Below are 24,683 nucleotides of genomic sequence, written 5' to 3'. Positions count from 1 at the left end.
TTCGTCGTCCGTCTCCAGTCTCTTCGATCCGCGGTAGCGGGTCCAGCGCTATGCGGGCACGCGCCAGACGGACACATGACTCGTGGAGTCGCTGGTGAACTCAGAGCGGTCCCAGCCGGCGTACCTCGCCTCCAGCGTCATCCCGGCCAACCTCGCCATCAGGTCGAGCTCGGAGGGCCACACGAACCGGAAGTTATGTGGCCCGTAGCGGAAGCGGCCGTCGGCCTCGCGGGTGTAGTGGTGCGAGATCGCCTGCTGGGTGACCAGATCGTAGGTGTCGAACCCGAGGTGCGCTGCGGAGACGTCGAACGGGATCGCCGGGCTGCCGGGAGGAAGCCGCCGCAGGCTGGGCACGCCGACCTCGACCAGAAAGCGCCCGCCCGGTGCCAGATGACGAGCGGCATTGGCGAAGCAGGCGACCTGCTCCTCCTGCGTACGCAGGTTCCCGATCGTATTGAAGACCAGATAGACCAACGAATACGTCCCGACCCCAGGCGCCTCGGCGGAGGCCATGTCACCGACCACGACCGGGATCTCCTCCTCGGTGACCTTGCGCCGTAGGACGTCGACCATCGGCTGGGACAGCTCGATGCCGGTGACCGGCTCCCCCAGCTCCCGCAGCGGTACGCCGATCCGGCCCGTCCCGATGGCGAGCTCGAGCGCGGGGCCGCCGTCGGCGAGGTCGGCGAGGAAGCGGGCCACCGGGCCGGTCACCTCGGGTGAGTTGACCCAGTCGTCGGGGTCGTCGTAGCGCTCGGCGTCGTCGCGGGTCCACAGGTCGCTGCTGGTCATGGGCCTCGACTCTGCCCGGCGAGATGTCCCCGGCGCGAACCATTTTCCAGGTCTGACGTCCGGCTCAGAGCCAGGAGTAGCCGACCTCGGGCCGGCCGCCGCTGGGACCGTAGCGGACCCCGCGCGCGGCCAGGCCCTTGTCGGCGAGATGCTCGAGGTAGCGCCGCGCGGTCACCCGAGACGCGCCGACCACCGCGGCGACCTCGCTCGCGGACAGGTCGCGGTCGGCCTCGCGCAGCGCGGCCGTCACCGCCCGCAGCGTCTCCGCGCTCATGCCCTTGGGCAGCGGTGTGCTGCCGGTGGGTCGCAGCGACCCCAGCAGCTGGTCGACCTCGTCCTGGACGACCTCCTCGGGGGCAGCGTCCAGGCGGGCGCGATAGTCGGCGTACTGCTCGAGCTTGTCCCGGAACGTCGCGAACGTGAACGGCTTGAGCAGGTAGAGCACGACCCCCTGCACGACGGCCTGCCGCACGACCTTGGTGTCCCGTGCCGCGGTCACCGCGATCACGTCGCACAGGTGGCCGGCGGCACGCAGCCTGCTGAGCAGCCCGAGCCCGTGCCCGTCGGGCAGGTTCATGTCGAGCAGGATCAGGTCGACCGGAGTGCCGGCGTCGCGGGCTGCATCGAGCGCGCGGACCGCCTCGCGCGCCGAGCGTGCGACTCCGGCCAGGGCGAAGCCCGAGACCCGGCCGACGTACGCCGCGTGGGCCTCGGCGGCGAGCGCCTCGTCCTCGACGACCAGGACACGCACGTTCATCCGGCCACCTCCGTGCCGAGGGTGACGGTGAACTCGGCCCCGCCGAGGTGCGAGCGGCCGATGGCGACCTCGCCGCCATGACGCCGGGCGATCTGCCCGACCAGCGCGAGGCCCAGGCCGCGGCCGGTGCCGGGCTCGGCCTTCGTGGTCCAGCCGCGGTCGAGGACGCGAGCCGAGTCGGCGTCGTCCAAGCCGGGTCCGCTGTCGCCCACGCGCACCGTGAGGGTGTCGTCGTCACCGGTCAGGTGGACCTCGACCTGGCGGGACTCGACGCCGGAGACCGCATCGAAGGCGTTGTCGACGAGGTTGCCCAGCACCGTCACCAGGTCGCGGGGCGGGATGCCGGTGCCCGACGGCACCTCGCCGACGATCCGGAACTCGACGCCCTGCTCGGCCGCCTCGGCCGACTTGCCAAGCAGGAGCGCGGCCACGACGGGATCCTCGACCGCGCCGACGACCCGGTCGGTGAGGAGCTGGGCGACCTGGAGCTCCTCGGTGGCGAACTCGACCGCGTCCTGCTCGCGGCCCATCTCGATGAGGGAGACCACGGTGTGGAGCCGGTTGGCCGCCTCGTGGTTCTGGGAGCGGAGCGACTCGGTGAGGCGGCGTACGACCTCGAGCTCGCCGGTCACCGAGCGCAGCTCGGTGTGGTCGCGCAGCGTCACCACGGCGCCGACCTCGCGGCCGTCCCACAGCGCGGGTGCCGAGGAGACCACCAGGATCCGCTCGCCGGCGAGGTAGAGGTCGTCGGACTCGGCGGTGCGGCCGCGCGCGGCGGCGACCAGCCCGGGCGCCAGGTCGAGGTCCTCGATCCGGGTGCCGATGACGTCCTCCGGCAGCGCCAGCAGGCGCCGCGCCTCGTCGTTGACCAGCTGCACGCGCCCCTCCCCGTCGAGCAGGAGCAGACCTTCGCGGACCGAGTGGAGGACGGCGGAGTAGTACTCGTACATCCGGGCCAGCTCACGCTCGCCCATGCCATGGGTCAGCCGGTGCAGGCGCCTGCTCAGCAGCCAGGCACCGGTCAGCCCCACGGCCAGCACCAGCGCGCCGCACAGCAGCACGATCGTGACGTCGCGCCGGAGACCGCGGTTGATGTCGCTGACCGTGATGCCGACGGAGACGAGCGCGACGACCTCGTCGCCGTCCTCGACCGGCACCACCGAGCGGACCGATGGCCCGAGCGTCCCGGTGTACTGCTGGGTGAAGACCTCGCCCTCGGGCGCGCCGCCGAGGTCGCCGACGAACTTTCCGCCGATCTGACGCGGGTCGGTGTGGGTGTAGCGGGTGCGGTCCAGCGCCATCACCACGACGAAGTCGGTGTCGGTGTCGCGGCGTACCTGCTCGGTCCAGGGCTGGAGGGTCGCGGTCGGGTCCTCGCCGCGCAGCGCCGTGCTGACGGTGGGGGAGTCGGCGACGGTCTGAGCGACCGCCACCGCGCGCTGGGTGGCGCGGCTGTAGGAGTCGCGCTGGGCGTCGTAGGAGGCCATCAGGATGCCGGTGACGACGAGCAGCAGCACCGTGCCGAACTGCAGGAGAAGCACCTGCTGGGCCACCGGCCGATCGCGGAGAACGCGGGGGCGGAACGGGTGGACACGGGGCACGACAACATTCTGGACCACCTCCGTTGCGTGGATGTGATCGTGGCCACGAACACAACGAACACAACAGTGACGGTCGTCACGTTCTCCCGGAGAGTTGCCCGAGTTGCCCCGGAGGGCAGGACACACCGGACCAGGAGGAACGATGAGTACGACCACGACTGAGACAAGACCCAAGAAGGACCGGACACACTATCTCTACATCGCGGTGATCGCCGCGGTGGTCCTCGGCATTCTGGTCGGGTTGATCGCCCCGTCGTTCGCGGTGGAGCTGAAGCCGATCGGCACGGCCTTCGTGAACCTGATCAAGATGATGATCCAGCCGATCATCTTCTGCACCCTGGTCATCGGCGTCGGCTCGGTCGCCAACGCGGCCAAGGTCGGCAAGGTCGGTGGCCTGGCGCTGGCCTACTTCATCGTGATGTCCACGGTCGCCCTGGCGATCGGCGTGGTCGTCGGCAACATCATCGACCCGGGCACCGGCCTCCAGCTGAGCTCGGACGCGTCCAGCGCGGGCCAGGAGGCTGCCTCGGAGGGTCACGCGAGCACGACGGACTTCCTCCTCAGCATCATCCCGACCTCGCTCTTCTCGGCGCTGACCTCCGGCGTGGTGCTGCAGACGCTGCTGGTCGCGCTCCTGGTCGGCTTCGCGCTGCAGCGGATGGGTGAGTCGGGCAAGCCGATCCTCAAGGCGATCACCATGATCCAGAACCTGATCTTCCGGGTGCTCGCGATGATCATGTGGGCCGCCCCGGTCGGTGCCTTCGGCGCCATCGCCGGTGTGGTGGGCGAGACCGGCATCGACGCCCTGAAGAGCCTCGCCGTCATCATGGTTGCCTTCTACGTCACCTGCGCGATCTTCGTCTTCGGCATCCTGGGCGTGCTCCTCAAGCTGGCGACCGGCGTCAACCTCTTCAAGCTGCTCAAGTACCTCGCCCGCGAGTTCCTGCTCATCCTCTCCACCAGCTCGTCCGAGTCGGCCCTCCCGCGCCTGATCGCGAAGATGGAGCACGCCGGTGTCGAGAAGGCGACCGTCGGTGTCGTGGTCCCCACGGGCTACTCGTTCAACCTCGACGGCACCGCGATCTACCTGACGATGGCCTCGATCTTCATCGCCGACACGATGGGCGACCCGCTGAGCATCGGCGAGCAGATCGGGCTGCTGCTGTTCATGATGATCGCCTCCAAGGGTGCCGCCGGTGTCACCGGCGCCGGCCTGGCGACACTGGCCGGCGGGCTGCAGTCCCACCGCCCGGAGATGGTCGACGGGGTCGGGCTCATCGTGGGCATCGACCGGTTCATGTCCGAGGCCCGCGCGCTGACCAACTTCGCCGGCAACTCGGTCGCCACCGTCCTGGTCGGCCACTGGACCAAGACGGTCGACCACAGCCAGCTCGACCGCGTCCTGGACGGTCAGGACCCGTTCGACGAGACGACCATGGTCGACGACCACGCCGCCCCGCCTGCGGCAGAAACCGACAAGGCGCTCGTCTAGACCCCACGACGACAGGCCGTACGCCGCGCGGACACGCGCGACGTACGGCCTGTTGTCATCGGTTGCGGTAGAGGATCCGCGCCAGCTCGAACGGCGCGGCGCGCCACGAGCCGATCGGCTCGTCGTCGAGCCCGATCCGGCCGAGCGCGGCGATGATCCACGAGAACGCGAAGCAGCCGATACCGGCGACGGCCCAGATCCCGACCGTACGCCAGGCCAGGTCGCCGCCGAAGGCCCGGAAGATGCCGATGACGGCGGCGATCACGGCGATCGCTCCGATCAGCCAGAAGAGGATCGAGCAGATGACGGCGGCCAGCCGGCCGGCCACGGCCAGCGGGTCGCGAGGCGGCTGGTGATGGGGCCCTTGACCGGGGCCTTGGTGGGGAGGATGCGGATAGTTCATTTGGCCGCTGATTCTGGCCTAACCCGGCTGCCGGAGCCACACCGGGATGGCGGGTCGTCATGGTGCCGGAGTGCGTGACAGGTATCGTCCTGCGCGTTCTCGGGTGAGTGTTCGACAATTTGCCCGGGACATCGATGGACCATAACGACTAATGTTATGGAGATCACATAACGAGGCGCTGCCTCGTGGACCCGACGCGGCCTGCGTGGCACGACTCCGTGGATCAACACGACGATGGAGGGTGCAATCAGATGCACGTGCGAAAGTGGCAAATCGGAGCAGTAGTCGCAGGTCTGCTCGCTGTGACCGGCTGCGGCGTCCCCGGTGGCGGCGGCAGCAACGATGCCGGCGACACCGAAGAGGGAGACGGCAGCATCCAGATCCTCGGCGCGATCCCCGAGGGCGAGGCCGTGGGGCTCAACGCGGCCCTCGACACCTTCACCAAGGAGACCGGGATCGAGGTGACCTACACCCCCTCCACGGACTTCACCACCGAGATCCGCACCAAGGTCAACGGAAACGACGCGCCCGACATCGCGCTCTTCCCACAGCCCGGCCTCGTCGGTGACCTGACCGAGTCGGGTGACACGCTCCCGCTCGACGACCTCATCGACGTCGGCTCGCTCGACGACACCATGATCCCGGGCCTGATGGACTCGGTCGAGATCGATGACAAGACCTACGGCGTACCGATCCGCGTCTCGATGAAGTCGCTGGTCTGGACCCCGAAGAACTTCGAGCAGTCCGGCTACAAGACGCCCACGACCTGGGACGAGCTGCGAAGCCTCGAGGACCAGATGATCTCCAAGGGCCAGACCCCGTGGTGCCTCGGCGCCGAGGCCGGCGCCGACACAGGCTGGGTCTACACCGACTGGGTCGAGGAGATCGTCCTGCGCCAGGAGGGCCCGGAGTTCTACGACGACTGGGTCTCCCACGAGGTCCCCTTCAACGACCCGAAGATCGTCGAGGCGATCGAGACCATGGGCGACATCATCAACAAGCCGAAGAACGTACGCGGCGGGGCCGACGGCACGCTGAGCGAGCCCTTCGGCGACTCCCCGCTCCCGCTCTTCGACGCGAAGCCCGGCTGCCAGATGCACCGTCAGGCCAACTTCATCACCACCTTCTTCCCGAAGGACGTCCAGCAGGACCTGGCCGGCAACGTCGGCGTCTTCGCGCTCCCGGGCAGCATGGAGGGCGGCTTCGAGGGCAACCCGGTGCTCGGCGGCGGTGACATGGCGACCGCCTTCACCAACGACACCGACGTGGTCGAGCTGATGGAGTTCTTCGCGTCTCCCGACTTCGGTGCCGAGTGGGCCAAGTCCGGTGGCTGGCTCTCGCCGAGCGTCGAGTTCGACAACTCGCAGTACGCCGACCCGATGTTCGGTGAGATCGCGACGCTGCTGCAGGACGCCGACACCTTCCGCTTCGACGGTTCGGACCTGATGCCCGCACAGGTGGGCGCCGGGACGTTCTGGAGCGAGATGAACGCCTACGTCGGAGGTGAGAAGAGCGCTCAGGAGGCGGCCGACGCGATCGAGGAGAGCTGGCGAGGATGAGCGATGACCCATATCTGAAGATCCTCAACGGCCTGATCGCGATCGTCCTCGGGGTCGGTGGCACCGCTGCGCTCTTCTGGCTGCTCAACTTCCTCTCGGGCCTGCTGCCGGGCAAGTGGGAGCGGCGGGTCAAGCCGTACGTCTTCATCGGCCCGGCCATCCTGGTGGTCGCCGTCTTCCTGGTCTACCCGGCCCTGATGACGGTGATCTACAGCTTCGCCGATGACAACAGCATCAACTGGGTCGGGTTCGACAACTACACGGCGCTCTTCCGGGACGACGAGTTCATCGGCACGTTGGTCAACAACCTGCTCTGGATCCTCATCGTCCCGGCCGCCAGCGTCATCGTCGGTCTGCTCGTGGCGGTGCTGGCCGATCAGCTCAAGGCGTTCCCGGAGCGGGTCGCGAAGTCGGTCATCTTCATGCCGATGGCGATCAGCTTCGTCGGGGCGAGCACGATCTGGGGTTTCGTCTACGCGACCAGGTTCGCGCAGGGGGACAAGCAGATCGGTCTCCTCTCGGCGATCTCGACCAGTCTCGGGTTCGAGCCGGTCGCCTGGCTGCGCATCTCCGACTACAACCTCAACGACCTGCTCCTGATCGTCATCATGATCTGGTTGCAGGCGGGGTTCGCGATGGTGCTGCTCTCCTCGGCGATCAAGAGCGTCCCCGAGGACACCGTGGAGGCGGCGCGCATCGACGGGGCCAGCGAGATCCAGATCTTCTTCAAGGTCGTCGTACCGCAGATCTGGCCGACGGTGATCGTGGTCTTCGTGACCATCCTCATCCTGGTGATGAAGGTCTTCGACATCGTCTACGTGATGACCGGTGGCCGGTCCGGCACCTCGGTGCTGGCCAACACCTTCGTCCTCGAGCTCTTCGAGTTCGGTGACGCCGGTCGCGCGGCCGCGGTGGTCGTGGTCCTGATGATCGCGGTGATCCCGGTGATGGTCTACCAGATGCGCCAGTTCAAGAAGCAGGAGGCCCGCTGATGAGGAGCTTCACCCTCGGCAGCATCGCTGTCCGTGTGGGCATCGTCCTGCTGTGCGTCCTCTGGTTCATCCCGACGCTGGGTCTGCTGATCTCGTCGTTCCGCGACGAGGCCGATGTGAAGTCGTCGGGCTGGTGGACGGTCATCACCGACCCGTTCTCCCAGTGGACCTTCGACAGCTACTCGCAGGTCCTCGAGAGCGGGATGGCGAACGCCTTCGTGAACTCGATCGTCGTCTCCGTCCCCGCGACGGTGCTGCCGATCATGATCGCCGCGTTCGCTGCGTACGCGTTCACGTTCATGCGGTTCCCGGGGCGCAACGTGCTGTTCATGGTGATCGTCGGGTTGCTGGTCGTCCCGCTGCAGGTGGCGTTCGTGCCGCTGCTCAACCTGTTCGGGAGCTACGACCTCAACGGCACCTTCCTCGCGGTGTGGCTGGCCCACACGGCGTTCGGGATGCCGTTGGCGGTCTTCATCCTGCGCAGCTACATGGCGACACTGCCGCAGGAGATCATCGAGTCGGCCGAGATCGACGGGGCCTCCCACTTCCAGACCTTCTGGAGGCTGATCGTGCCGATGTCGGTGCCCGCACTGGCAGCGTTCGCGATCTTCCAGTTCCTCTGGGTCTGGAACGACCTTCTGGTCGCGCTCATCTTCCTCGGGGCGGGTGACAACGAGGTCGTCACGATCACGTTGCGCGACCTGATCGGTGACCGTGGCCAGGAGTGGCACCTGCTCACTGCTGGTGCGTTCATCACGATGACGGTGCCGCTGCTGGTGTTCTTCTCGCTGCAGCGCTACTTCGTCCGTGGGCTCACGGCCGGGTCCGTCAAGGGCTGAGGTCCGGTCCGCAAGCGGCGGGCGTCATGTCTCCTTCGGGGCATGGCGCCCGCCGCTTGCGCGTCGAGGCCGCTACAGGGTCGGCGTCGCCCGCTGCACGACCGCCACCTGGTCGCCGCCGGCGAGCATGCCGTACGTCCCACCGTGGCCCGGCAGGCGGCTGGCGCAGAAGATGTCGGCCACCTCGTCGGGTCCGTGCTGGACCAGGAGGCTCCCCTGCAGGAGTGTCGCCATGCTGCCGGCCAGGCGCCTGGCCGAGCGCTCCAGCTCCTCGGGACCGGTCATCGACTCGCCCAGCAGGGAGAGGGTGGCGTCGACGGCCCGGTCGTAGCGCCGGTCGGCGCCCTTGGCCTTGCCGACCTCGGTGATCCAGGCGTCGAGGACCCCGGGTTCGCGCTGGATGGCACGCAGGACGTCGAGGGCGTTGACGTTGCCGGAGCCCTCCCAGACCGAGTTGAGCGGGGACTCGCGGAAGAGCAGCGGCATCACCGACTCCTCGACGTACCCGTTGCCGCCCAGGCACTCCAGCGCCTCCGCCACCATCGCCGGAGTGCGCTTGCAGACCCAGAACTTGGCCAGCGGCAGGCCGATACGGCGCAGGGCCCGCTCGTGCTCGTCGTCGGGCCGGTCGACGGCGGCGGCCAGGCGCATCGCCAGGGTCGTGGCCGCCTCGGACTCGACGGCCAGATCGGCGATCACGTTCTGCATCAGCGGCTTGTCGGCCAGGGTGGAGCCGAACGCGGAGCGGTGGGCGACGTGCCAGCTCGCCTCGGCCACGGCCCGGCGCATCAGGGAGGCCGAGCCCAGCACGCAGTCGAGGCGGGTGGCGGCGACCATCTCGATGATCGTGCGTACGCCGCGGCCCTCCTCGCCCAGCCGGTAGGCGGTGGTACCGCGGAACTCGAGCTCGGAGCTGGCGTTGGAGCGGTTGCCGAGCTTGTCCTTGAGCCGCACCACGTCGAGCCGGTTGCGGCTGCCGCCGGGCAGGATGCGAGGCACGAGGAAGCAGGTGAGGCCATCAGGTGCTTGGGCCAGCACCAGGAAGACGTCGTTCATCGGTGCCGAGGTGAACCACTTGTGCCCGTGCAGCTCGTAGACGCCGTCGCCGGCGGGACGCGCCTCGGTGATGTTGAGGCGTACGTCCGAGCCGCCCTGCTTCTCGGTCATCCCCATGCCCGCCAGGGCGCCGAGCTTCTCGGCGGGGTCGCGGGGACCGAAGTCATAGGTCGTGGAGGCGAGCCTCGGCACCCACTCCTCGGCGAGCGACTCGTCGGCGCGGAGGGCTGGGACCGCGGCGTAAGTCATGGAGATCGGGCACAGGTGGCCGGGCTCGGTCTGGGACCAGGCGAGGAAACCGGCGGCGCGGCGTACGTGGGCGTTCTTCTCGCCCTTCTCGGCCAGTGCCCAGGGCGCGGCGGCCAGACCGTGGCCGACGGCTCTGTCCATCAGCCAGTGCCAGGAGGGGTGGAAGGCGACCTCGTCGATCCGGTTGCCGTAGCGGTCGTAGGGGACCAGCTCGGGGTGGAAGCGGTTGGCGAGGCGGCCGTGCTCCTGTGCCTCGGCGGTGCCGGCCTCGGCGCCCAGGGAGACGAGCGATTCGAGGGTCTCCTCGCCCGCGTGACGCAGGACCGCCGCCGACAGCGCGGCATCGCCGGTGACCACGTTGTGGCCCGCGAGCGGGGGCGCCTGGTTGGTGACACGGCGGATGTCGGAGGCACTCATGCAACAGACGATAGAGCGCGGCGGATAGGGTCACAGATGTGTCCGAGACATCTGCATACGCCCCGAAGTGGGCCGGTGTCGAGCAGGTCGCTCTTCCCGAGACGGTGCGGTCGCCCTGGTGGCAGCTCGGGCGGCGGCTGCTGGCCGCCCTCGCGATCCTGATCGGGACGGTTCTGCTGGTCTATCTCGACCGCGACGCGTACGCCGACAACAACGATCCCACCGGCCAGATCAGCCTGATCGACGCGATCTACTACACGACGGTGACGCTGAGCACGACCGGCTACGGCGACATCGCCCCGGTCGAGGCGCACGCGCGGATGATCAACGCGTTCATCATCACGCCGGCTCGCATCGCCTTCCTGGTGCTGCTGATCGGCACGACTCTCGAGGTCCTCACCAAGCAGGGCCGTGACCTCATCCGAGTAGCTCGCTGGAGGAAGAAGATGTCCCAGCACATCGTCGTCGTCGGTTACGGCACGAAGGGCCGTAGCGCCGTGGAGACGCTGATCAGCAGCGGAGCGGATCCCGAGGAGTTCGTCGTGGTCGACCCCGACCCGGTGGCGCGCTCGGATGCCCACTCCGACGGGATCGCGGTGGTCACCGGCGACGCGACCCGGCGCGAGGTGCTGATGCGGGCGGGCGTCAAGGACGCCGAGCAGGTCATCATCACCACCAACCGTGACGACTCCAACGTTCTCACGATCCTGACGGTGCGGCAGATCAACCCCGAGGCGTGGATCGTCGCTGCCGCTCGCGAGCGCGAGAACGCGCCGTTGATGAAGCAGTCCGGAGCCGACTCGGTGATCACCTCCGCCGACGCGGTCGGCCGGCTGATGGGCCTGTCCACCATCTCGCCGACCCTCGGGTCCGTCATGGAGGACCTGCTCAACTCCGGCACCGGCCTGGAGGTCGCCGAGCGCGACCTGCTGGTCAACGAGGTCGGCAAGCAGCCGCAGCAGCTCGCCGACCAGGTGATCGCGGTCGTACGCGACGAGAAGGTCTTCCGCTACTTCGACCCGGTCGTCGGCACCCTGTCGCGCGGGGACCGGCTGGTCGTCGTGCGGGCCGCGAGGGAGCTGCCCTGGGCACCGCGACCGGGGACGCACGGCGAGGACACCGCGGACGTGTGACACCCGCTGAAATAGAAGTCAGCCGCTGGCGTCTCGGGTCACCAGCGGCTGACATGGAAGAGATTAGCGGACGGTCCGGCGAGCTTCAAAGAGTTGATCTGCACTTTTATGAAGATGGCCCAGATGGGCTATGCCGGGTAGTTCTAGACGGTGACGCGTGGCGGTTTCGGAGGCGCCCGCCGCGCCTGGGATGATGTACGCATGACCGAGGCGCCCCACAGCCCCGGGTCTGCCGACGGGCAGCCGGGCCTTTCCGAGAACGAGAAGCAACTGCTGGACTTCGAGCGTTCCTGGTGGTCGGCCGGCACCGGACGCGACGAGGCGGTCAGGGAGCAGCTCGGGATGAGCGCGGCCGAATACCACCGAGCCGTCAACGATCTGATCGACAAGCCCGAGGCGCTCGCCTACGACGGCGTCCTGGTGCGTCGGCTGCGGCGGCAGCGCGACGCGCGGCGTACGCAGCGCTCGAAGAACCCGCGCTCATAGCCCACTCGGGTGGTCCGAGTAGCCCGGTCGGATCATTTGCAGTCTTCTGCATTGCAGGTGCTTGCACGTGTTCGACTTCGTCGGCTAACGTTCTTCTTGTCAGCCGCTGGTGACCCGAGACGCCAGCGGCTGACTTCTGTTTTGCCGCCCCTCGCCGAGACGTCACTCGCGCAGGCCGAGACGTCGCGGCGCTGCCCACTCGGCCGACGGCGGTGACGCCTCGACCGCCGTACCTGACGCCTCGGCCGGGTTGGTCAGTCGCGAGCGGTGAGGACGAGCGGGCCGTCCTCGGTGATCGCCACGGTGTGCTCCATGTGAGCGCCGCGGGAACCGTCGGCGCTGCGCAGGGTCCAGCCGTCGGGGTCGGTGAAGATCTCGTCGGTGGTGTGCAGGAACCACGGCTCGATCGCGATGACGAGTCCGGGCTGCAGCTTGAAGCCGCGGCCGGGACGACCGTCGTTGGCGATGTGCGGGTCGCCATGCATGGTGCGGCCGACGCCGTGGCCGCCGAACTGGGTGTTGATCTTGAGGCCCTTCGCGCGGGCGACGCTGGCGATCGCGTGGGAGATGTCGCCGACCTTGTTGCCGACGCGCGCGGCGTCGATACCGGCGGCGAGCGCCTGGGTGGTGGTCTCGATCAGATCGAGGTCCTCCTGGCGGGGCGTACCGACGACGACGGAGAGGGCCGAGTCGGAGACCCAGCCGTCGACGCTGGCCGCGAAGTCCACGCTGAGCAGGTCGCCGTCCTGCAGCTTGTAGTCGAAGGGCAGGCCGTGCAGCACACCGTCGTTGACCGAGGTGCAGAGCACCTTGCCGAACGGCATCGCGCCGAAGCTCGGGTGGTAGTCGATGTAGCAGGACTCCGCGCCGCGGTCCTTGATCATCTTGTGCGCCAGCTCGTCGAGCTCGAGCAGGTTGACGCCCACGGCAGCGTGCTCGCGGAGTGCGGTCAGGACATCGGCCACGAATCGGCCGGCGGGCTTCATCTGCTCGATCTGGGTCGGGGTGCGCAGTTCGATCACAGGCACAGCGTATCCTGAGAACGGTTCTCACTAGAATTCAGCGATGCGTCAGCACCGAGCATCGCGCAACGCGGCCGCCTTCGACGTCAGGAAACGGCGCTCGGCGAGGTTCGTGGCCCGCACCGAGGCCAGATCGTACGCAGCGGCAGCACCGTCCAGGTCGCCGGCGAGCTCCAGCAGATGAGCGCGCACCGCGGGCACCCGCGGATGGTCGGCGAAGCCTCCGGAGCCGTTCTGAGCACAGTCGCGCAGGAGCTCGTCGAGCAGCGCGAGCGCGGGGCCCGGGCCGTCGGCGTACCCGACCGCGACGGCCTTGTTGAGCGTCACGATCGGCCCGGGTGCGACCTTCTCCAGCAACCCGTAGAGCGCGGTGATCTGCAGCCAGTCGGTCGCCTCCGCGGTGGGCGCACGATTGTGGAGCGCGGCGATGGCGGCCTGGATCTGGTAGGTCCCCGGCCGGCCGGTGCCGATGACGGAGTCGACCAGCGCGACCCCCTCGCGGGTGGCCTCGTGGCGCCACAGACTCCGGTCCTGGTCGGCCAGCGGCACCACGGCGCCGTGCGCGTCGATCCGGGCTGGGCGGCGAGCGTCGAGCAGCAGCATGAGCGCGAGCAGGCCGCCGAGCTCGCCGTGGGCGCTCCCCGTCATCCGGGCGAGCGCGGTGCGGGCGAGGCGGGTCAACCGGATCGCCTCGGCGCACAGGTCGACCCGCTGCAGGTGGTCGCCCTCGGTCGCGACGTACCCCTCGTTGAAGAGCAGGTAGAGCACCTTCATCATCGCCGGGATCCGCGCCGCGAGGTCGGCGGAGCCGTCGATCCCGAGCGAGCGTCCCTTGATCGTCGCCTTCGCCCGGGAGATCCGCTGCGCCATCGTCTTCTCCGGGACGAGGTAGGCGTTCGCGATCTCCCGGGTGGTGAGCCCGCCGACCGCCCGCAGGGTCAGCGCGACTGCCGAGGCCGGGGTCAGGCTGGGATGACAGCAGAGCAGGAGTACGTCGAGGGAGTCGTCGATCCCCGAGGCACTCTGCCCCTCGGGCTCGGCGAGATGGTCGGCATGCTCGCGGTCGCGGCGGCGCGACTCGCTGCGCTTGGCATCGATGAGGCGGTGCATCGCGGTGGCGATCAGCCAGCCCCGAGCGTTCTCCGGTACGCCGCGCTCCGGCCAGGTGCGTACCGCCTCGACGAGCGCCTCCTGGACGGCGTCCTCCGCGGCGTCGAAGTCCCCCCAGCGCCGGGTGACGACGGCGACGACCTGCGGAGTGAGGTCGCGCAGGAGGTCACCCGGCAGCGCCTCGGTCACTCGATGCTCGCCTCGCCGAAGGCGATCGTGTCGTCGACCGAGGAGCCGTCAGTGCCGTGGTACATCCGGCGCACCTGGATCGGCTGCTCGATCGGCCGCCCGCCCGGGCCGGGAGCCGCGGAGTAGAGACCGGCGATCTCCAGCGCGCGCTCCTGAGTCTCGGCGTCGATGATCATGTAGCCGGCGACCCACTCCTTGAACTCCTGGAACGGCCCGTCGGTGACGGTCCTGTCGGCACCGTCGGAGGTCACCACGAACGCCTGGTCGGGCGGCGTCAGGGCCTCGACGTGCACCAGCTCGCCGGACTCGGTCAGGGCCTTGTTGAGCGCTTCGTAGTAGCTCATGTGGCCCTGCACCTCCTCCGGCTTCCAGCCAGCCATGCCGCCGGGAGTCTCGTCGTTGCCGGCTTGGTAGTCGAGGATCATCAGGTAGCGAGGCATGTTCTCACCCTTCCACTTCGGGCGCTCCTTGTAAGCGCCATTCACGAGGGGAACGGAGCCGGCCGCCCGATAACTACATGCACCGGTGTACGACTTCGACGTAGGTTTCTCGCCGTGCTGAAGGCCTATGACGAGCAGTTGCGAACCGATGCCGAGACCACCGGGGCGGTGTCGGTGACCCGACACGGGCCGCTGCGTCTCGCGACCTTCGGCGGCGGACGCGGATTCATCTCCTACCAGGATCTCGACGGGGCCGACGCAGCCGGTGTCGAGGAGCTGGTCGCCGCCGCGGTGGCGCACTTCGATGCCGACCCGGCGATCGAGGAGGTCGAGTGGAAGACCCGCGGCCACGACCACGCCCCGGGGCTGCACGACACGCTGCTGCGGCACGGCTTCGCGCCCGACGAGCCGGAGTCGATCATGGTCGGCGAGGCTGCCCTTCTGGCCGTCGACGTGCCCCTGCCGGACGGGATCGGCCTGCGTGCCATCACCAGCGAGCAGGACGTACGCGCCGCCAGCATCATGCAGGACGGCGTCTTCGGCTCACCGGCCTCGGAGGCTCGGGTCGAGAGCCAGCTGCGAGGCATCGCGGCGGGGGAGAGCGAGATGTGGGTCGCCGAGGCAGACGGCGAGATCGTCAGTGCCGGCCGGATCGACATGGTGCCGGACACGGAGTTCGCCGGCATCTGGGGCGGGGCGACGCTGGAGAAGTGGCGCGGCCGCGGCATCTACCGCGCCCTCACCGCCGCTCGCGCCCGCACCGCCATCGCGCGGGGCAAGCGCTACATCCACAGCGACTCCACCGAGTTCTCCCGGCCGATCCTGGAGCGCTCGGGGCTGGCGAAGGTCGGCACCACGACGCCCTACGTCCGGCGCAGCTCACGGTGATCAGGGAGCGACCGACGCGTCCTGCCCCGAGGTGACCAGCGACTCGGCGATCCGTCCGCTCGACTTCAGGTCCTCGACCAGCTCGTGCACGAAGCTCACGGTGGCAGGACGATGCCCGCGCGCGAGCGCCACGGCCTGGCGGATCTGCATGAACCGCGGCTCGACCAGCCGCAGACCGGGGTCGGCGTCGACATGCCGGCCGAGAGGCTGCCGGATCCCGGCGGCGACCTCGAGCCCGAGCTCGCGGAAGGCGTCGATCCCGTCGGTGCCGCGTACGACCTCGGCGTTCTCCAGCGTGCGGGTCAGGAAGAGGTCGTAGGCCGAGCCCTCCTTCACGCCGACCCGAACGCCCGGGCGGTCGACGTCGTCCGCGGTCCGGATCGGGGAGTCGGCCGCGACGGCGTAGACGCCCTCGATGAGGACGTACGGCGCGGTGAACTCGACCTCGGCGGCCCGCGCGGGCTCGACCGCGAGGAAGGCGACATCGGCGGCGCCGGTCCGCAGTGCTTCGAAGGACTTGCGGGCGGCGTCGAAGCACTGGAAGGAGACCGGTACGCCGAGCCGGCTCGCCAGCTCGCGGGCGATGTCCACGGTGACCCCGCTTGGCGCCTCGGGGGTGCCCTGGGCGAGGACCGGGTTGCCGAGGTTGATCGAGGCGCGCAGGACCCCGGTCGGTGCCAGGTCGGCGGCCAGCTGGATCGGGTCAGGCATCAGGGTCCTTCGGCAGGAGAGTACGGATCGGGTCACCGGCCAGCCAGGCGGCGATGTCCTCGACGGCGCCACCGTAGAACCGGCGGTAGTTGTCCTCGGTGACGTAGCCGAGGTGTGGCGTCGCGACCACGTTCGGGAGGTGGCGGAGCACGTCGTCGGCGGGCAGCGGCTCGATGTCGAAGACGTCCAGGCCCGCGCCGGCGATCGTGCCGGAGCCGAGGTGGGCGATGAGCGCGTCGGTGTCGACCAGCCCGGCGCGGGAGGTGTTGACCAGGTGGGCGGTCGGCTTCATCGAGGCCAGATCGGCGTCTCCGACGATGTGTCGCGTGGCCTCCGAGAGCACAAGATGGAGCGAGACGATGTCGCTGGTCTCGAACAGGGTGGCCTTGTCGACCGCGCGCACCCCGAGCGGTTCGGCGCGTTCGGCCGTGAGGTGCGGGCTCCAGGCGATCACGTCCATCCCGAACGCCTGCCCGACGGCCGCGACCCGGGCCCCGATCTTGCCGAGGCCGAGCAGGCCGAGGGTGCGGCCGTGGAGGTCGCTCCCGACGGTCCGCTGCCAGGTCTGCCCGGTCGCCTCGGTGACGATGTGGCGGGTCAGCGCGTGGATCAGTGCCCAGGTCAGCTCGACCGGCGGATGCGGGCTCGACGGCGTGCCGCACACGGTGATCCCCAGCCGGGCCGCCGCGGCGAGATCGATCGAGGCGTTGCGCATCCCGGTCGTGACCAGCAGCTTCAGGTCGGGCAGCTGTTCCAGCACGGCGGCCGGGAACGGCGTACGCTCCCGCATCGCCACCACGATCTCGGCACCGTCGAGCGCCCGGACCAGGGCGTCAGGCCCGAGGTGCTCGGTCAGCGACGTCACCTCTACCCCGTCGAGAGAGTCCCAGGCGGCGTACGTCCTCGCCACGTCCTGATAGTCGTCGAGAATCACGCAGCGCACGTGCAGAGCGTACGAGGTCGGTCAGTAGCGGTTCAGAAGGTGATCGGGAACGAGGTCGAGGAAGGCGGTCAGGTCGGCCAGCCGTGGTTCGAGGTCATCCGGCCGTGCAGGCCCGTCGACGACCATGACCAGCCACGTCCCGTCGAACTGGTAGCGGGCCCTGCTGCGGAGGAGGTGATCGCGCATCTCGTCGTGGAGGACGGCCCTGGAGAACGACGGACGGGTCGTCTCCACGGCGTACGCGCGCTCGAAGCTGTCGCTGCGGCGCCTCGGCTGCAGGTGCAGCCACGGGTGGAGGTGCTCGAGGTCGAACCCGACCACATGGAGGGACTCCGTGCGGTAGCGGTAGAGCCCCTGGACCAGGCGGTCCCTCTCGAACGACCTGTGCTCGTAGGCGAGGAACGTCAGGCCGGCGTAGGTGCCGGTGACCACGTTGACCGCCTTCGGCTCGGGGACCGCGGAGTCCATCTGCGTCGGCATCATCTGGAATCTCGCCGGCAGGCTCTCGTCACGGCTCGCGTACGTCCAGCCGTGGCGTGCACACAGTGCGACGTACGCGGTGTCGGGGCCGGAGTCCCGAGCGAGCCTGCGCATCCTGACTCCCGTCACCGTCGCGACCACGGCGGCGTAGCTGGTGTACGCGAGCAGTCCTGCGGCCAGGACGTGGACGACCTCGATATCGGCGAGCACGGGTGAGAGTGTGCCGCAGCCTCGGCTGTTGTGGGGCTCGACCGGGTGATCTGCTCAGGGCAGATCTGCTCCCGGCAGAATCGCTGGATCGCGGCTCACGCCTGAGTCAGGCTCGACAGCATGACTCAGACACCAGTGGCGGCCGGGCCGCTCGACGAGCAGCTCACGGCACGACTGCAGAACCAGAGGATCATCGTGCTCGGCCAGGAGGTGGACGATGCGATCGCGAACCGGATCTGCGCGCAGCTGCTCCTGCTCAGCGCCGAGGATCCGCACCGCGACATCTCCCTCTACATCAACTCGCCCGGCGGCTCGGTGACGGCCGGGATGGCGATCTACGACGTGATGCACCTGATCCCCAACGACGTCTCCACGCTGGGGATGGGGATGGCGGCCAGCATGGGGCAGTTCCTGCTCACTGCCGGCACTCCGGGCAAGCGCTACGTCCTGCCGCACACCGAGGTGCTGCTGCACAAGGGGTCGGCGGGGATCGGCGGCTCGGCGGCCGACATCGAGGTGCAGGCCGCGCGGTTGGCGCGGATGACCGAGCAGATGCTCCGGATCACCGCCGAGCACACCGGCCAGAGTGTCGAGCAGATCGACCAGGACTCGCTGCGCGACCGGTGGTTCACCGCCGAGGAGGCGCGCGAGTACGGGTTCGTGGACGAGGTGCTCAACGACGTGCAGTCGGTGACGCCGGTGCAGCAGCGCAGCGCCGCCTTCGGTCTCTCCGCGGCTGGGGGTGCCCGATGAGCTCGTACACGATTCCCTCGGTCATCGAGAAGACCCCACGTGGCGAGCGGGCTCTCGATGTCTACAGTCGCCTGCTCTCGGACCGGATCGTCTACCTCGGTACGCCGATCGACGACGGGGTCGCCAACGTGGTCATCGCGCAGCTGATCCACCTGGAGTCGGACGCGCCCGACAGGCAGATCGAGCTCTATCTCAACTCTCCGGGCGGTGATCCCACCGCGATGCTGGGCATCTACGACACGATGCAGTTCCTGCGTTCTCCGGTGGCGACCACCTGCGTGGGCCAGGCCGCCGGCTCCGCGGCCGTGCTGCTGGCCGCGGGGGAGCCGGGGCGGCGTACGATCCTCCCGCACGCGCGGGTCGTGCTGCAGCAGCCGGGCCAGGACGGTCAGCGGGGCGATGTCACCGACCTGCAGGTCGCGGCGAAGGAGATCGGCCGGGTGCGGGCCGAGATGGACACGCTGCTGGCGCGCCACACCGGTCACGACACCGACCAGATCCACGCCGACACCGAGCGCGACCTCGTCCTCGGCGCGACAGAAGCGGTGACGTACGGCTTGGTGGACGCAGTGCTGGAGAGCCGCAAGCTCGCTTCGGTGTGACCTGGGTCGACCTGGGTCGACCTGGCCCGCCGGGTCAGGCGGCGAGAGCCATCGGGCCGGACGGGCGGGCGCCCGCGCGCAACGTGCGGGTGACCCGCTCGGTGAGATCGACGAGGCCGAGGCCCAGCGCGCCCCCGACCGCCTCGAGCACCTCGGAGCTCGGCTCCTTGCGGCCGCGCTCGATCTCGGAGAGATACTGCGTCGAGACACCGGCATCGCCGGCGACGTCGGCGAGGGTGCGCTCCTGGCGGGACCGCTCCTCGCGGATCACCTGGCCGGCGGCCTCACGCCACAGCGGCGCCGGTTTGTCGTGGTCCGGCAGCGGATGGCCGGGAAACCTGATCACTTCGCCCATGGCAACACACTAGCGCTGCACACGAGGGCGGAACGGGGCGTTCGCGCCGGGCGAACAGACCTCCTACCAGGGGTTATATCGGTCGAACGATAGATGACAAGGACTTGCCAGCGAGTCCCGACACCCCGATAGTGGTCGCACAGTTTCGATCTTTGTAGGTCTACTGTGCACGACCAGAGAACTTGTCGAGTCGTTGGTATCACGGGGGAATCGTGTTGCATCGCAAGCAGATCGCCTTGGCTGGAATGGCAACGGGGCTGGCCATGACGAGCATCGGGATTGGTGGCCTGATCGTCGGCAACGCCGGAGCTGAAGAGCCAGGTCATCACTACGCCACGGATGAGTCCGGGGTCAGCCTGATCTCGCCGGTGGCACCGCTGGAGAAGTCGAAGTCGTCCTCGACGCCGTCGCAGGCTGGTCCTTCCAGCCAGATGGGTCCCGGGAGCGAGGTTCCCGAGGTGGCTGAGCCAGTCCCGGCGAGCCCGCGGTCGGTCGAGGAGTCGGCAGACGGCTACATGCCGCCGCTCCCGGCGCGACCCACTCAGGTGCCGTCGGAGCCGAGGCCGACGGGCAGGCCGACCGAGTCGCCGAGCGAGCCCAGCCAGTCGCCGAGCGAGAGCCCCAGCGACCCCAGCGAGTCGCCGAGCGACCCCAGCGAGTCGCCGAGCGAGCCGACCGACTCCCCGAGCGAGCCCAGCGAGTCGCCGAGCGAGACCCCCAGCGAGTGACCCAGGCTCCCGTGGAGCGGTGCCGCGATGCCCCCGGGTGGGTAACGCTCGAGGCATCGCTGCCCTACGCTGTGCGCCACACCATGCGCGGGGCGGGTACAGGGAGTCGAGTTGCAGAGCAAGCAGGTCGCCGTGGCAGGCATCCTGACCGGCGGGGTCATCACCGGTCTCGGGGTGGTCGTCCTCATCGCCGGCTTGGCGCAGGCTGAGCGACCCGATCGTGACCCGGTCACGGGTTACGAGGACGTCGGGAACGTCTATCCCGACGTGGATCCGCTGCCGCCGCCCGGATCGGAGCCGTCGGAGGAGCCCTCCGACGGCTATTCGGCGCGTCCGCACGGCGCGGCGGACGATCGTGACGGTTCGACGTACGAACCGGGAGAGACCGAACCCTCCACGGCCGGCGACCCGGACCGGCCGACGGCGTCGCGTGAGCCGGAGGAGCCTGCCGAGACCAGCGGCTCGACTCCCACCTCCAGGCCCACGCTCACGACGGAGCCGGAGCCGACCGCCGAGCCGACCGAGTCGGCCGAGCCGACCACGGATCCGACGCCGACGGAGACCGCGACCCCGACTACGGAGCCGTAGTCACCATCCCCGTTCGCGCCACTCGGCCAGATGGGGACGCTCGGCGCCGAGCGTGGAGTCGTCGCCGTGGCCGGGATAGAACCAGGTCTCGTCGGGGAGGGTGCCGAAGACGCGCTCCTCGACATCGTCGAGCAGCTGGGTGAAACGTACGGGATCCTGCTGCGTGTTTCCGACGCCGCCCGGGAAGAGGCTGTCGCCGGTCCACAGGTGGGGCGTGCCCTCGGGGTCGCGGTAGACGAGAGCGACCGACCCGGGCGTGTGCCCGCGCAGCGCGATGACCTCGAGGGTGCAGTCGCCGACCGCGACCGTGTCTCCGTGGGTGAGCGGGCGAGAGATGGGTACGCCGGTGGCCTCCGTGATCGCGGCGGCATCGGGCTCGCCGGCGAGCGTGGCGGCGCCGGTTGCGGCGGTCACGTCGGCCAGGGCTCGGTGGTGGTCCCAGTGCTGGTGGGTGGTGACGACGGTGGCCAGCTCGCCGCCGATGAGGGGGAGCAGGGTCTCCGGCTCGGCCGCGGCGTCGACGAGGAGCTGCTCGCCGGTGGCTCGGCAGCGCAGCAGATAGCAGTTGTTGGACATCTGCGCGTCGACGGCGACCTTCGTGACGGTCAGCCGGCCGAGCTCGCGTACGTCGGCCGGGCCGCCCGGTTTCACCGCGCCTGTATAAGTGGTAGGGGCATCGCTCATACGCCTATGCAAGCACGTCGGACACGACCAGAAGTAAAATGTCGGTGCTCCGTGAGAGGGTGCCGTCTGGGAGTCTTCCCAGCGTCGTATGATGCGAACATCTGTTCGACGCAGTAGCGCGATGCGATAAGCACTGGACGAGGAAAGAACGTGGCGGAGCAGCAGCTGATCATCCGGGGAGCCCGGGAGCACAACCTCAAGGATGTCTCCCTCGACCTGCCTCGGGACTCGATGATCGTGTTCACCGGCCTGTCCGGAAGCGGGAAGTCGAGCCTCGCGTTCGACACCATCTTCGCGGAGGGCCAGCGTCGCTACGTCGAGTCGCTGTCGGCGTACGCTCGACAGTTCCTCGGTCAGATGGACAAGCCCGACGTCGACTTCATCGAGGGGCTCTCCCCGGCGGTGTCGATCGACCAGAAGTCGACCTCGAAGAACCCGCGCTCGACGGTCGGCACCATCACCGAGGTCTACGACTACCTGCGTCTGCTCTACGCGCGCGCGGGCCGTCCGCACTGCCCGACCTGCGGCGCGCCGATCGAGCGGCAGACGCCGCAGCAGATCGTGGACCACGTGCTCACGCTGGAGGAGGGGCGCCGCTTCCAGGTGCTGAGCCCGGTGATCCGGGCCCGCAAGGGGGAGTACGTCGAGCTCTTCAGCCAGCTGCAGCAGCAGGGCTACTCCCGGGTGCGGGTCGACGGCGAGACCCACCAGCTCGACGCGCCGCCCAAGCTGGAGAAGCAGAAGAAGCACACCATCGAGGTGGTCATCGACCGGCTCGCGGTCAAGGAGTCCTCCAAGCGGCGGCTGACCGACTCGGTCGAGACCGCGCTGGAGCTGGCCGGCGGTCTGGTCGTCTTCGACTTCGTCGACACTGGCGAGCAGATGAAGTTCTCCGAGCGGATGTCGTGTCCCAACGACCACCTGCTCGACACCGACGAGCTCGAGCCGCGGTCGTTCTCGTTCAACTCGCCCTTCGGCGCCTGCCCGGCATGCACCGGCCTCGGCACGCGGATGGAGGTCGACCCCGAGCTGGTCGTCCCCAACCCGGCAGCCACCCTTGCCGAAGGCGCGCTGCAGCCCTGGTCCCAGGCCCACGTCGCCGAATACTTCCTGCGCCTCCTGGAGGCTCTCGGCGGTGAGCTCGGCTTCGACCTGGACACCCCCTGGGACGACATCCCGGCCGCCGGCCAGAAGGCGATCCTCGACGGTCACGGACGCAAGGTGCACGTGGTCTCGGTCAACCGCTACGGCCGCCGCCGTTCCTACGACGCCGAGTTCGAGGGCGTACGCCGCTGGGTGGAGCGCCGCCACAAGGAGGCCGAGTCCGACACCACCCGGGAGCGCTTCGAGGGCTACATGCGCCAGGTGCCGTGCCCGACCTGCAAGGGCACCCGGCTCAAGCCCGTCTCGACCTCGGTGACGCTGGGGGAGCGGAGCGAGGGCGGGCTCAACATCGCCGAGCTGTGCGCGCTGCCGATCAACGAGGCCGCGGAGTGGCTCGACCAGGTCGAGCTCAGCGGCCGGGAGCGGCAGATCGCCGAGCAGGTCCTCAAGGAGATCCAGGCGCGGCTGCGCTTCCTCCTCGACGTCGGCCTCGACTATCTCTCCCTGGAGCGGCCCTCGGGATCGCTCTCCGGCGGTGAGGCCCAGCGGATCCGGCTGGCGACCCAGATCGGGTCCGGCCTGGTCGGCGTCCTCTACGTGCTCGACGAGCCCTCCATCGGCCTCCACCAGCGCGACAACCACCGGCTGATCGAGACCCTCGAGCGGCTCAAGCGGCTCGGCAACACCCTGATCGTCGTCGAGCACGACGAGGACACCATCAAGGTCGCCGACTGGGTCGTCGACATCGGCCCCGGCGCCGGTGAGCACGGCGGCCAGGTGATCCACTCCGGCACGGTCAAGGAGCTGCTCGCCAACGAGCAGTCGGTGACCGGTCAGTACCTGGCGGGCCGCCGCGAGATCGCCGTCCCGGCCGTACGCCGCCCCCGCACCGCCGGGCGCGAGCTGACCGTCCACGGTGCCAAGGAGAACAACCTCAAGGACATCGACGTCACCTTCCCGCTGGGGCTCTTCCTCGCGGTCACCGGCGTCTCCGGCTCGGGCAAGTCGACGCTCGTCAACGACATCCTCTACACCGCCCTGGCCAAGGAGTTCTACCGCGCCCGCACCGTTCCGGGCCGGCACACCAAGATCTCCGGCCTGGACAACGTCGACAAGGTGATCCACGTCGACCAGTCCCCGATCGGGCGTACGCCGCGGTCCAACCCGGCCACCTACACCGGCGTCTTCGACCACATCCGCAAGCTCTTCGCCTCCACCCCGGAGGCCAAGATGCGGGGCTACCTGCAGGGCCGGTTCTCGTTCAACGTCAAGGGCGGCCGCTGCGAGGCCTGCTCGGGTGACGGCACGATCAAGATCGAGATGAACTTCCTGCCCGACGTCTACGTCCCGTGCGAGGTCTGCCACGGCGCGCGCTACAACCGCGAGACGCTCGAGGTCCACTACAAGGGCAAGTCGATCGCCGAGGTGCTCGACATGCCGATCGAGGAGGCGGTGGAGTTCTTCGCCGCCGTGCCCGCGATCGCGCGCCACATGAAGACCCTGGTCGAGGTCGGCCTGGGCTACGTGCGGCTGGGACAGCCCGCGACCACCCTGTCGGGCGGTGAGGCCCAGCGGGTCAAGCTCTCCGCCGAGCTGCAGAAGCGCTCGACCGGCAAGACCCTCTACGTCCTCGACGAGCCGACCACCGGCCTCCACTTCGAGGACATCCGCAAGCTCATCGGCGTGCTCTCCTCGCTGGTCGACAAGGGCAACACGGTGCTGGTGATCGAGCACAACCTCGACGTCATCAAGACCGCCGACTGGATCATCGACATGGGTCCGGAGGGCGGCAACCGTGGCGGCACGGTGATCGCCGAGGGCACGCCCGAGACCGTCGCCGCGACCCCTGGCAGCCACACCGGCGGCTTCCTCGCCCCGCTGCTCGACGGCAAGGCCGCCGAGCAGCCACCGGACAAGCCGGTCAAGGCGAAGGCGGAGCCGGCCAAGAAGACGGCGGCCAAGAAGACGGCGGCCAAGAAGGCACCGGCCAAGAAGACACCGGCGGCGCGGAAGAAGGTCAGCGCGTCCTGACCCGAGATCGAGATTTGCCAGAAGGTTTGCGCTCGGCAGGGGACGTGCGTCGCCGGCGCGCCTATTCTG

At 69.1% G+C, this 24,683-nt stretch carries 25 protein-coding genes; 11 read left to right on the top strand and 14 right to left on the bottom strand.

Annotation, left to right across the window (positions count from 1 at the left end; genetic code table 11):
* Positions 1–48: 48 nt before the first annotated feature.
* The 3 genes from ABTX24_RS14575 to ABTX24_RS14565 form a co-directional block, all read right to left on the bottom strand.
* The gene (locus ABTX24_RS14575) at positions 49–792 is read right to left on the bottom strand and encodes a class I SAM-dependent DNA methyltransferase (protein WP_350840529.1); all 744 of its coding nucleotides are present in this window, start codon (positions 790–792) and stop codon (positions 49–51) included.
* Between the two features lie 64 nt (positions 793–856).
* Entirely contained in the window at positions 857–1,549 is a 693-nt protein-coding gene (locus ABTX24_RS14570) for a response regulator (RefSeq protein WP_350840527.1), read from the bottom strand.
* Positions 1,546–3,150 (bottom strand): sensor histidine kinase, encoded by a 1,605-nt coding sequence (locus tag ABTX24_RS14565; protein WP_350840525.1) that lies wholly within the window; start codon positions 3,148–3,150, stop codon positions 1,546–1,548. Before ABTX24_RS14565 ends, ABTX24_RS14570 begins: the two co-directional genes overlap by 4 nt.
* Before the next feature lie 142 nt (positions 3,151–3,292).
* Here ABTX24_RS14565 and ABTX24_RS14560 point away from each other — a divergent pair, with 142 nt between their 5' ends.
* On the top strand, positions 3,293–4,642 hold the full coding sequence (locus ABTX24_RS14560; RefSeq protein WP_350840523.1) for a cation:dicarboxylate symporter family transporter: 1,350 nt from the start codon (positions 3,293–3,295) through the stop codon (positions 4,640–4,642).
* A 55-nt stretch (positions 4,643–4,697) separates the two neighbouring features.
* Here ABTX24_RS14560 and ABTX24_RS14555 read toward each other — a convergent pair whose 3' ends face one another.
* A complete protein-coding gene (locus tag ABTX24_RS14555; RefSeq protein WP_160022542.1) occupies positions 4,698–5,045 on the bottom strand; it encodes a hypothetical protein in 348 nt (115 codons plus the stop codon).
* Positions 5,046–5,302: 257 nt separating this feature from the next.
* On the opposite strand from ABTX24_RS14555, the gene ABTX24_RS14550 reads away from it, so the two are divergent.
* The 3 genes from ABTX24_RS14550 to ABTX24_RS14540 are packed head-to-tail and all read left to right on the top strand — an operon-like array spanning position 5,303 to position 8,435.
* Positions 5,303–6,604: an ABC transporter substrate-binding protein gene (locus ABTX24_RS14550; protein WP_160022544.1), complete on the top strand. Its 1,302-nt coding sequence runs from the start codon at positions 5,303–5,305 to the stop codon at positions 6,602–6,604.
* Positions 6,601–7,596, top strand: coding sequence for a carbohydrate ABC transporter permease (locus ABTX24_RS14545; RefSeq protein WP_160022546.1), 996 nt, complete (start codon positions 6,601–6,603; stop codon positions 7,594–7,596). The genes ABTX24_RS14550 and ABTX24_RS14545 overlap by 4 nt, the downstream gene beginning before the upstream one ends.
* Positions 7,596–8,435, top strand: coding sequence for a carbohydrate ABC transporter permease (locus ABTX24_RS14540; RefSeq protein ID WP_350840520.1), 840 nt, complete (start codon positions 7,596–7,598; stop codon positions 8,433–8,435). Before ABTX24_RS14545 ends, ABTX24_RS14540 begins: the two co-directional genes overlap by 1 nt.
* A 72-nt stretch (positions 8,436–8,507) precedes the next feature.
* Here ABTX24_RS14540 and ABTX24_RS14535 read toward each other — a convergent pair whose 3' ends face one another.
* Positions 8,508–10,157, bottom strand: coding sequence for an acyl-CoA dehydrogenase family protein (locus ABTX24_RS14535; protein WP_350840518.1), 1,650 nt, complete (start codon positions 10,155–10,157; stop codon positions 8,508–8,510).
* Between the two features lie 38 nt (positions 10,158–10,195).
* Here ABTX24_RS14535 and ABTX24_RS14530 point away from each other — a divergent pair, with 38 nt between their 5' ends.
* Both ABTX24_RS14530 and ABTX24_RS14525 read left to right on the top strand, forming a co-directional pair.
* A complete protein-coding gene (locus ABTX24_RS14530) occupies positions 10,196–11,290 on the top strand; it encodes a potassium channel family protein (RefSeq protein WP_160022552.1) in 1,095 nt (364 codons plus the stop codon).
* Positions 11,291–11,491: 201 nt separating this feature from the next.
* Positions 11,492–11,776, top strand: a complete 285-nt coding sequence (locus ABTX24_RS14525; RefSeq protein ID WP_160022554.1) for a DUF3263 domain-containing protein — start codon at positions 11,492–11,494, stop codon at positions 11,774–11,776.
* A gap of 254 nt (positions 11,777–12,030) precedes the next feature.
* On the opposite strand, the gene map is transcribed toward ABTX24_RS14525, so the two are convergent.
* The 3 genes from map to ABTX24_RS14510 are packed head-to-tail and all read right to left on the bottom strand — an operon-like array spanning position 12,031 to position 14,537.
* Entirely contained in the window at positions 12,031–12,798 is a 768-nt protein-coding gene (map, locus tag ABTX24_RS14520; protein WP_160028780.1) for a type I methionyl aminopeptidase, read from the bottom strand.
* A gap of 48 nt (positions 12,799–12,846) precedes the next feature.
* Positions 12,847–14,097, bottom strand: a complete 1,251-nt coding sequence (locus ABTX24_RS14515; RefSeq protein WP_350840516.1) for an RNA polymerase sigma factor — start codon at positions 14,095–14,097, stop codon at positions 12,847–12,849.
* Entirely contained in the window at positions 14,094–14,537 is a 444-nt protein-coding gene (locus ABTX24_RS14510) for a YciI family protein (protein WP_350714742.1), read from the bottom strand. Before ABTX24_RS14510 ends, ABTX24_RS14515 begins: the two co-directional genes overlap by 4 nt.
* A 114-nt stretch (positions 14,538–14,651) precedes the next feature.
* Here ABTX24_RS14510 and ABTX24_RS14505 point away from each other — a divergent pair, with 114 nt between their 5' ends.
* Positions 14,652–15,425 (top strand): GNAT family N-acetyltransferase, encoded by a 774-nt coding sequence (locus tag ABTX24_RS14505; RefSeq protein ID WP_160022558.1) that lies wholly within the window; start codon positions 14,652–14,654, stop codon positions 15,423–15,425.
* On the opposite strand, the gene ABTX24_RS14500 is transcribed toward ABTX24_RS14505, so the two are convergent.
* Genes ABTX24_RS14500 through ABTX24_RS14490 form a run of 3 tightly spaced genes read right to left on the bottom strand, consistent with a single transcriptional unit; the run spans position 15,426 to position 17,769 of the window.
* Positions 15,426–16,136 carry a transporter substrate-binding domain-containing protein gene (locus ABTX24_RS14500; protein ID WP_350840514.1) on the bottom strand — a complete coding sequence of 237 codons (711 nt, stop codon included), beginning with the start codon at positions 16,134–16,136 and terminating at the stop codon, positions 15,426–15,428. It lies immediately after the preceding gene.
* Positions 16,129–17,079: a D-2-hydroxyacid dehydrogenase family protein gene (locus tag ABTX24_RS14495; protein WP_350840512.1), complete on the bottom strand. Its 951-nt coding sequence runs from the start codon at positions 17,077–17,079 to the stop codon at positions 16,129–16,131. Before ABTX24_RS14495 ends, ABTX24_RS14500 begins: the two co-directional genes overlap by 8 nt.
* 21 nt (positions 17,080–17,100) lie before the next feature.
* The gene (locus ABTX24_RS14490; protein ID WP_350840511.1) at positions 17,101–17,769 is read right to left on the bottom strand and encodes a hypothetical protein; all 669 of its coding nucleotides are present in this window, start codon (positions 17,767–17,769) and stop codon (positions 17,101–17,103) included.
* A 120-nt stretch (positions 17,770–17,889) separates the two neighbouring features.
* Here ABTX24_RS14490 and ABTX24_RS14485 point away from each other — a divergent pair, with 120 nt between their 5' ends.
* Both ABTX24_RS14485 and ABTX24_RS14480 read left to right on the top strand, forming a co-directional pair.
* Positions 17,890–18,522, top strand: coding sequence for a ClpP family protease (locus tag ABTX24_RS14485; protein ID WP_160022564.1), 633 nt, complete (start codon positions 17,890–17,892; stop codon positions 18,520–18,522).
* Positions 18,519–19,124 (top strand): ClpP family protease, encoded by a 606-nt coding sequence (locus ABTX24_RS14480; protein WP_350840509.1) that lies wholly within the window; start codon positions 18,519–18,521, stop codon positions 19,122–19,124. Before ABTX24_RS14485 ends, ABTX24_RS14480 begins: the two co-directional genes overlap by 4 nt.
* 34 nt (positions 19,125–19,158) lie before the next feature.
* Here ABTX24_RS14480 and ABTX24_RS14475 read toward each other — a convergent pair whose 3' ends face one another.
* Positions 19,159–19,479, bottom strand: coding sequence for a helix-turn-helix domain-containing protein (locus tag ABTX24_RS14475; protein WP_350714745.1), 321 nt, complete (start codon positions 19,477–19,479; stop codon positions 19,159–19,161).
* 541 nt (positions 19,480–20,020) lie between these two features.
* Positions 20,021–20,287 carry a hypothetical protein gene (locus tag ABTX24_RS14470; protein ID WP_350840507.1) on the bottom strand — a complete coding sequence of 89 codons (267 nt, stop codon included), beginning with the start codon at positions 20,285–20,287 and terminating at the stop codon, positions 20,021–20,023.
* A gap of 31 nt (positions 20,288–20,318) precedes the next feature.
* Here ABTX24_RS14470 and ABTX24_RS14465 point away from each other — a divergent pair, with 31 nt between their 5' ends.
* Positions 20,319–20,795, top strand: coding sequence for a hypothetical protein (locus tag ABTX24_RS14465; protein ID WP_350840505.1), 477 nt, complete (start codon positions 20,319–20,321; stop codon positions 20,793–20,795).
* Here the strand turns inward: ABTX24_RS14465 and ABTX24_RS14460 are convergent, their stop codons facing one another.
* The gene (locus ABTX24_RS14460; protein ID WP_350840503.1) at positions 20,796–21,479 is read right to left on the bottom strand and encodes an MBL fold metallo-hydrolase; all 684 of its coding nucleotides are present in this window, start codon (positions 21,477–21,479) and stop codon (positions 20,796–20,798) included. It lies immediately after the preceding gene.
* Between the two features lie 150 nt (positions 21,480–21,629).
* Between ABTX24_RS14460 and uvrA the strand changes: the two genes are divergently transcribed.
* Positions 21,630–24,614, top strand: coding sequence for an excinuclease ABC subunit UvrA (gene uvrA, locus ABTX24_RS14455; protein WP_350840501.1), 2,985 nt, complete (start codon positions 21,630–21,632; stop codon positions 24,612–24,614).
* Positions 24,615–24,683 lie beyond the last annotated feature (69 nt).

The sequence above is a fragment of the Nocardioides sp. NPDC127514 genome, from assembly GCF_040302125.1.
GTDB lineage: Bacteria > Actinomycetota > Actinomycetes > Propionibacteriales > Nocardioidaceae > Nocardioides.
Note: the sequence above shows the minus strand (reverse complement) of the source record. Positions and strands in the feature narration are given on the sequence as shown.